The sequence below is a fragment of the Spirulina sp. 06S082 genome, from assembly GCF_034932145.1.
Classification (GTDB): Bacteria; Cyanobacteriota; Cyanobacteriia; order Cyanobacteriales; family Spirulinaceae; genus CCY15215.
This window is the reverse complement of sequence record NZ_JAYGHV010000445.1, coordinates 1-6,003: the sequence shown is the minus strand read 5'-3', so window position 1 is coordinate 6,003 and position 6,003 is coordinate 1. Positions and strand designations below refer to the sequence as shown.

The 6,003-nt window shown below is 44.4% G+C and carries 6 protein-coding genes and 1 pseudogene; 3 read left to right on the top strand and 4 right to left on the bottom strand.

Annotation, left to right across the window (positions count from 1 at the left end):
• On the top strand, positions 1-671 hold a 671-nt coding region (locus VB714_RS26530), incomplete at its 5' end, for a tetratricopeptide repeat protein (protein ID WP_323228281.1).
• Positions 655-876 (top strand): hypothetical protein, encoded by a 222-nt coding sequence (locus tag VB714_RS26525; protein ID WP_323228280.1) that lies wholly within the window; start codon positions 655-657, stop codon positions 874-876. The genes VB714_RS26530 and VB714_RS26525, both read left to right, overlap by 17 nt.
• A gap of 175 nt (positions 877-1,051) precedes the next feature.
• Here the strand turns inward: VB714_RS26525 and VB714_RS26520 are convergent, their stop codons facing one another.
• The 4 genes from VB714_RS26520 to VB714_RS27625 all read right to left on the bottom strand — a co-directional run bounded on the left by VB714_RS26520 (position 1,052) and on the right by VB714_RS27625 (position 4,785).
• On the bottom strand, positions 1,052-3,277 hold the full coding sequence (locus tag VB714_RS26520; RefSeq protein WP_323228278.1) for a polysaccharide biosynthesis tyrosine autokinase: 2,226 nt from the start codon (positions 3,275-3,277) through the stop codon (positions 1,052-1,054).
• 192 nt (positions 3,278-3,469) lie between these two features.
• The gene (grxD, locus tag VB714_RS26515) at positions 3,470-3,793 is read right to left on the bottom strand and encodes a Grx4 family monothiol glutaredoxin (protein WP_323228277.1); all 324 of its coding nucleotides are present in this window, start codon (positions 3,791-3,793) and stop codon (positions 3,470-3,472) included.
• Between the two features lie 66 nt (positions 3,794-3,859).
• Positions 3,860-4,120: a BolA family transcriptional regulator gene (locus VB714_RS26510; protein ID WP_323228275.1), complete on the bottom strand. Its 261-nt coding sequence runs from the start codon at positions 4,118-4,120 to the stop codon at positions 3,860-3,862.
• 119 nt (positions 4,121-4,239) lie between these two features.
• Positions 4,240-4,785 carry a hypothetical protein gene (locus tag VB714_RS27625; protein ID WP_416309808.1) on the bottom strand — a complete coding sequence of 182 codons (546 nt, stop codon included), beginning with the start codon at positions 4,783-4,785 and terminating at the stop codon, positions 4,240-4,242.
• 584 nt (positions 4,786-5,369) lie between these two features.
• On the opposite strand from VB714_RS27625, the pseudogene VB714_RS26500 reads away from it, so the two are divergent.
• A pseudogene (locus VB714_RS26500) lies at positions 5,370-6,003 on the top strand (peptidase S8); the annotation flags it as partial.

The window sequence follows — 6,003 nt, the reverse complement described above, 5'->3', positions numbered from 1 at the left end:
GGAGTGTATATAAATCTCAAGGAGAATACGGTCAAGCAATTAAATATTATCAGCAATCTTTGGAGATTAAACAAAAAATTGGCGATCGCTCTGGAATTGCATCTTCTCTTAATAATCTAGGGAGTGTATATAAATCTCAAGGAGAATACGGTCAAGCAATTAAATATTATCAGCAATCTTTGGAGATTAAACAAAAAATTGGCGATCGCTCTGGAATTGAATCTTCTCTTAATAATCTAGGGAGTGTATATAAATCTCAAGGAGAATACGGTCAAGCAATTAAATATTATCAGCAATCTTTGGAGATTCGACGAGAAATTGGCGATCGCTATAGAATTGCAATATCTCTCCACAATCTAGGGAATATTTATAAATCTCAAGGAGAATACGGTCAAGCAATTAAATATTATCAGCAATCTTTGGAGATTAGACGAGAAATTGGCGATCGCTATGGAATTGCAATATCTCTCCACAATCTAGGGAATACTTATAGTCATAAAAAAGACTATCAGCAAGCTATCAATCTGCTTAAGCAATCCCGTGAAATATTTAGAGAAATGAATCTCTATGAGAGGGTTAGTAAAGTTGATGAAACTCTAAAATCCCTAACAGAACAATCTTTTCTCTCTGTTCCCAAAGCACCTATAATTGGTGTTGAACCTCCATCTTAACCCGATTGGTACGATCGCTCCTTACCCCACCCCCTGTATCAACAAAATTCCCAGCACAGGAAAAAACTATCACTGTGGCAAATTATTTGTAAATCCTTCAAGAAATGGCTATTACGACAATATAGGAGGATTAAGAGAAACTTTAGGAGAAAGAGAAGATATTAACGACTTCATTCATGCCGAATTTGCAAGATTGCAAGCATGATTTCAGAGAATCCCAAAAATAGCCCCCTAAATCCCCCAATTTTGGGGGACTTTGACTCCGGTTCCCCCCAGATTTGGGGGGAAACCAGGGGGCGAAATACTATCTGATTGTGATTAAATAACCATACTATATTGATTCATAAATCTTTATCCCTAAAATGCGATCGCCTCCAATTTCATCGGTGAGCAACCTTTCGCGGTAACTTCTTTTTGTGGGAACCGTTTCCATTGTGTAAACCGGGAATTTCCTCCTCATCTAACGCTAAATGTTCGACCATATCTCCAGGTAGCCCGATCGCCTCATCCATCACTTCTTGTCCCCCTAAAGTCATCTCCACATCATTGATCGCTGCACCTAAAATCGGCATTTCCGCTTCTACCATTTGTTCGAGGGTACTGCCCAGAGAGCTTTCACTCACCCCAGGGCGCGTCACCACAACTATCCCATCCGTCAAAGGTTGCAGCAGGAAGGCATCATTGCAACTGTTTAGGGAAGCAGTATCCAAAACCACAAAATCGAAGCGCTGACGGGCATCCTCCAAGAGGCGGCGCAATTCACTTGACTCCACGATCGCCGCCGCTTTGCGCTGGGGACCAACACTAGGAACAATATAGAGATTTTCTACAGTCGGCACTAAATTAACGCATTCATTGTGAGAACCATAATAAGCCAAAGGTTCCGCCTGGGCATCGGGATCGCTTTGCAAATTCACCGCAGGAGCATTCGAGGGCGATCGCAAATCTGCTTCAATGAGTAACGTGCGCTTGCCAGCATAAGCCGCAGCAATGGCTAAATTATAAGCCGTCGTGCTTTTCCCCTCAGCACGCCCGACACTGGTGACTAAAATCACTTTTGTGTTTTTCGGTGCAAAACGGCGCAGGTTGCTGCGGAAGCGCTCGTAAGCGTCTAAGCAATCGATATTTTCCCCCAGTAATAAAGCCAATAAATCCTCATTCTCCGGTTCGAGTAAAGTCGGAAGTTCCCCTAAAATTCTGATTTCCCGTTCATTTAAGAGCGATCGCAATTCTTGAGCGGTATATAAAATCGGATCGAAGAAAGATAAGACTAAAACAATCCCCGCACCAGCAATTCCCCCAGCAATAATACCTCCCATCACAATAATGACAGGATTGATGGTTCCAGACGGCTCCTCTTGCGGTTCCAGGGCTACAGCGTCTTGGGCGATCGCCAAACTCCCCACGGTTTCAACTTCCGCCGATTGTGCATCTACCAACCTCGTCTCAATGGTGTCGTGAAATTGTTTTCGCAATTGTAATTGCTGTTGTAAGTTTTCTTGTTCGAGTTGTTTTGTGGGGTAACGTTCGTAAGATTGGCGCAATTCTTGTTCCGTATCGCGCACTGCTGAGAGTTGTCCTTCCAGGGTTTCCCGTTGTGCTTGTAACTGTACCAGTTGAGTCGCCATCTGTTGGCGAACCGTATCTAAACTGCTGGCTTTGCGAATTTCCACCGGAGCCGCCTTAAAAACATTATCATTGCCGATGACTTCATAGGTGCGCTGGATAAACTGGCGATCGTAAGTTTCTTTTTGCTGCAACAAATCGGCGAGGATCGGATGTTCGGGGCGATACTTTTTGGAGAGCAACTCAATTTGGGTTTCGATTTGCAAAAGTTGCGCCCGCAAGCTGGCAATAATGGGATCGCTACTCAAAGCTAAGGAAACCGAGGCTTCTGCTGGGGTTAACCCCAATTGATCCTGCAAACTTTGAAGTTGAGCAATAACCCCCTCTAATTGGACTTTTAACTCTCGTTGCTGTTGTTCGCTGAGACTAATACCCGAAAAGAGCGTACCATCTTGAGCGGCAATTAAGTCCCCTCCCTCTCGGCTCATAAAATTATAAAATACTTGTTCTGCCTCCTTTAAGTCTGCCCTCGCTTCTAATTCTCGTTTTTTCAAAGCCTCGATTTGCGATCGCAGCATAGCCGTATTAAACAACCGACTCTCCTCTACCATTTCTGCCAGTAAGAAACGTAAAGTTTTTTCCGACTTTTCTTTATCGGTATTTTTGTACTCCACTCGAATCACTTGTGCATCTTCTTCTGTTTCAGGAAACTTAATGTTAAGATTTTTAAATAGATTAGCCGGATCTTTAATTCTCATCTCTCGAGCAACGTTAATCAAGACGCGATCGGCCAATAAAATCTCTTTACTAATGGAGGCTCTACCTTGCTCGTACAAATTCTGCCCCGTACTGCTTGCCGTGGGAGTAGGAGGGGCGTATTTAAGGATGCCGATCGCTTGATACTCTTTGGGGGGAGGGGGAGAGGGGGGCAGTAAGGCGACAATGCCCGAGGCAATAATAACGGCTATTCCTGTAGTCAAACCGACAATTTTATTTTTTCCTGAACTAATTTGAAATCGCTTAACAAGAGTAGAGGTCATGGTGAAAAAAGGGCTGGAAAAAAAGGCTGGCGCGATCGCGGTTGGGGCAAAAAAGTAAGTTCTACAAAAATCCTAACAAATTTCCCCACAACAAATTCGCGAATTTGCCCCTGAAATATTTCCCCGATCGCGCTTAAAGGGAGAAAGAAGGGGATAATTATTATCCCCTTCACCCCAAAGCGCGATCGCCACTTAAGAAGCCAAAGCCACTGTTACAGCTTGTTGGAGTTCGCCATTTTGGTACATTTCGATCAAGATATCAGAACCGCCTAAAAATTCCCCATTAATATACACTTGAGGAATAGTCGGCCATTCAGAATATTCTTTAATTCCTTGTCGAATTTCGTTATCGCTCAAGACATCAAAAGTCTTATAAGAAGCGCCAAGGGTATTGAGAATCTGCACGACATTATTAGAAAAACCGCATTGGGGCATGAGTTTAGACCCCTTCATAAAAACAACAATTTTGTCTTCCTTAACAATGCTGTCAATGCGTTCTTTAAGTTCGGGTGTCATGAAGTAACTCCTTAAGGATTTAGGTTGAATGAAATCAAATCGACTGCAAAAACAGTTTGGGACAAACTACCAAGATTGTCCCGTGGTTTCCCACATTTCGGGGGTGTAGGTTTTTAAGGCAAGGGCATGGATCGCCTCTGATGCTAACGAACTTTGCAGCGCCCTATAAACAAGTTGGTGTTGTTTAACCCGCGTTTGCCCAGCAAACAACTGCGAAATCACGGTTGCTTGTAAATGATCGCCCCCTCCTGTCAAATCCTCTACCTTTACTCGAGCATCGGGTAAAGACGCTTTAATTTTGTTTTCAACTTCGGCTAGACTAACCATCAAACCTCCCGCAATAACCACATTGATATCGATTGTATTTTATCGAGTCTTTCCCCTGTTATGCTACTTACCCAGGGGAATCCTCCCACCGATAGATATATTTCTTAACGGGTAGCGGATTAATTACTGCTGCTTGTATTTTCACTCGGACTGGGAAAAGGCACGGTGACAAAACCTAGTTCCAAAAGCTGTTGGTAAGCACGTTGTCCTAAATTCGTGGTGGGATTTTGCGATCGCACGATTTGAACCAACAAAGGCACCGACAATTCCGGTTGATTTTGCGCCCGGTGAACCACCGCCAGTTGATAGGTAGCATCATCGCGCAACTGTGCTGCTTCTAGGGCATTAACCCGTTGTGACTCTGCGGTACGGGAGTTAATGCCCGCAAAACTCCCGGCCAATTGTTGGTAAAAGTTAGATAACTGGTTAAAGACTTGTCTCGCTTCTTGTAGCTTTTGGACGGCGAGGGGGTAATTCTGACTTTCAAAGGCGGTGGTGGCTTCCTCAAGGAAACGTCTTCCTCCCGCTAAACTGAGAATGCTATTCGACTGTTGTAAGGGGCGAAACTCTTCAGAGGGGTCTTGGGATTGCTCAAACCCTAATTCCGTCAGATGTTGATAGGCTTTTCTGCCTAAGTCTGTGGTGGGGTTCTGCGATCGCACGATTTGAACCAATAAAGGCACCGACAATTCCGGTTGATTTTGCGCCCGGTGAACCAAAGCCAGTTGATAGGTAGCGCGATCGCGCAGTTGTGCAGTTTCTAAGGCTTGTTTGCGCTGTTGTTCGGCGATACTGCCGTCAATGCCTGCAAAACTACCAGCCAATTGCTGGTAAAAGTTAGATAATTGGTTAAAAACTTGTCTGGCTTCTTGTAATTTTTGCGAAGCGAGGTCATAATTTTCCCCATCAATGGCAAAACTCGCTTCTTCTAAAAGGCGCTGGCCGCCGGTTAAACTGAGCAAACTATTGGTTTGTTGGAGAGGAGGATTACCTTCGGGAAGGAAGGGGGGAAATTCTTCCGACTCATTGCCAAAATCTTCAATAGGAATCTGTCCTCGGGCGGGTTGTCCCCAGATGGCCATTGGCGCGAGGCACAATAAACAAACACTCAATAACTTCAGGCGGCGAGAATTAGAAAAGAAAGTATGGGAAAAGAGCATATTGGAAAATAGCATAGAGTCATCTGGCGGGCAAAAGCCACAAACAATATAACCAAATATTAAGCAAACATTGAGTAATATTACCACTGATGTTCGCGATCGAACCAATCAATATTTTATGGAGACGGCAAGCAATGGCAGACAATGAGTCCCTGGACAATATCAATGTTCCCGAAACCCGAGTGGGCTTGATTTTGCAGAGGGGTGGGGAAGAATTAAATTTATTGAAGGTGGGCGATCGCCTAACGTTGCGTTTGGTCTCGGCAGATGTGGAAATTCCCCCAGAGTTGGGGCGGTTGCGCTATAATCTGCTTCCTCAAAGTCAGTTAATTGAAGTTTTGGTGGAAGCCGATGCCTTGGAAAGAGTGATGGGGATGGCGCGGCGCTTGGATTTGGTGGCTTTTGCCAGCCATGTTTACCAATTGGAAAAAAGCCCAGAAACTCTTGTTTATTTGACAGATGAGTTAACCCTGCAATTTGTGGAAGCTGTAGAAGAATCGGAAAGAGACGCGATCGCCCAGCATTTTAATTTGCAGTTACTGCGACCTCTCGAGGGCATCCCCGATGCGTTTATTTATCGTCTCACCTCCCAGTCTCGAGAGAATCCGATCAAACTGGCCAATCGCCTCGCAGCTAGTAGCCAAATTCTCGTTGCAGAAGCTAATATTCTCGTGCGAAGAGAGTCCTTTTATACCCCGAAGGATGATTTATATGCCAAACAAT

What these genes read in the sequence shown, in the direction of transcription:
- VB714_RS26520 (WP_323228278.1), bottom strand. Translation starts at nt 3,277, where the DNA reads ATGACCTCTACTCTTGTTAAGCGATTTCAAATTAGTTCAGGAAAAAAT.
- grxD (WP_323228277.1), bottom strand. Translation starts at nt 3,793, where the DNA reads ATGACACCCGAACTTAAAGAACGCATTGACAGCATTGTTAAGGAAGAC.
- VB714_RS26510 (WP_323228275.1), bottom strand. Translation starts at nt 4,120, where the DNA reads ATGGTTAGTCTAGCCGAAGTTGAAAACAAAATTAAAGCGTCTTTACCC.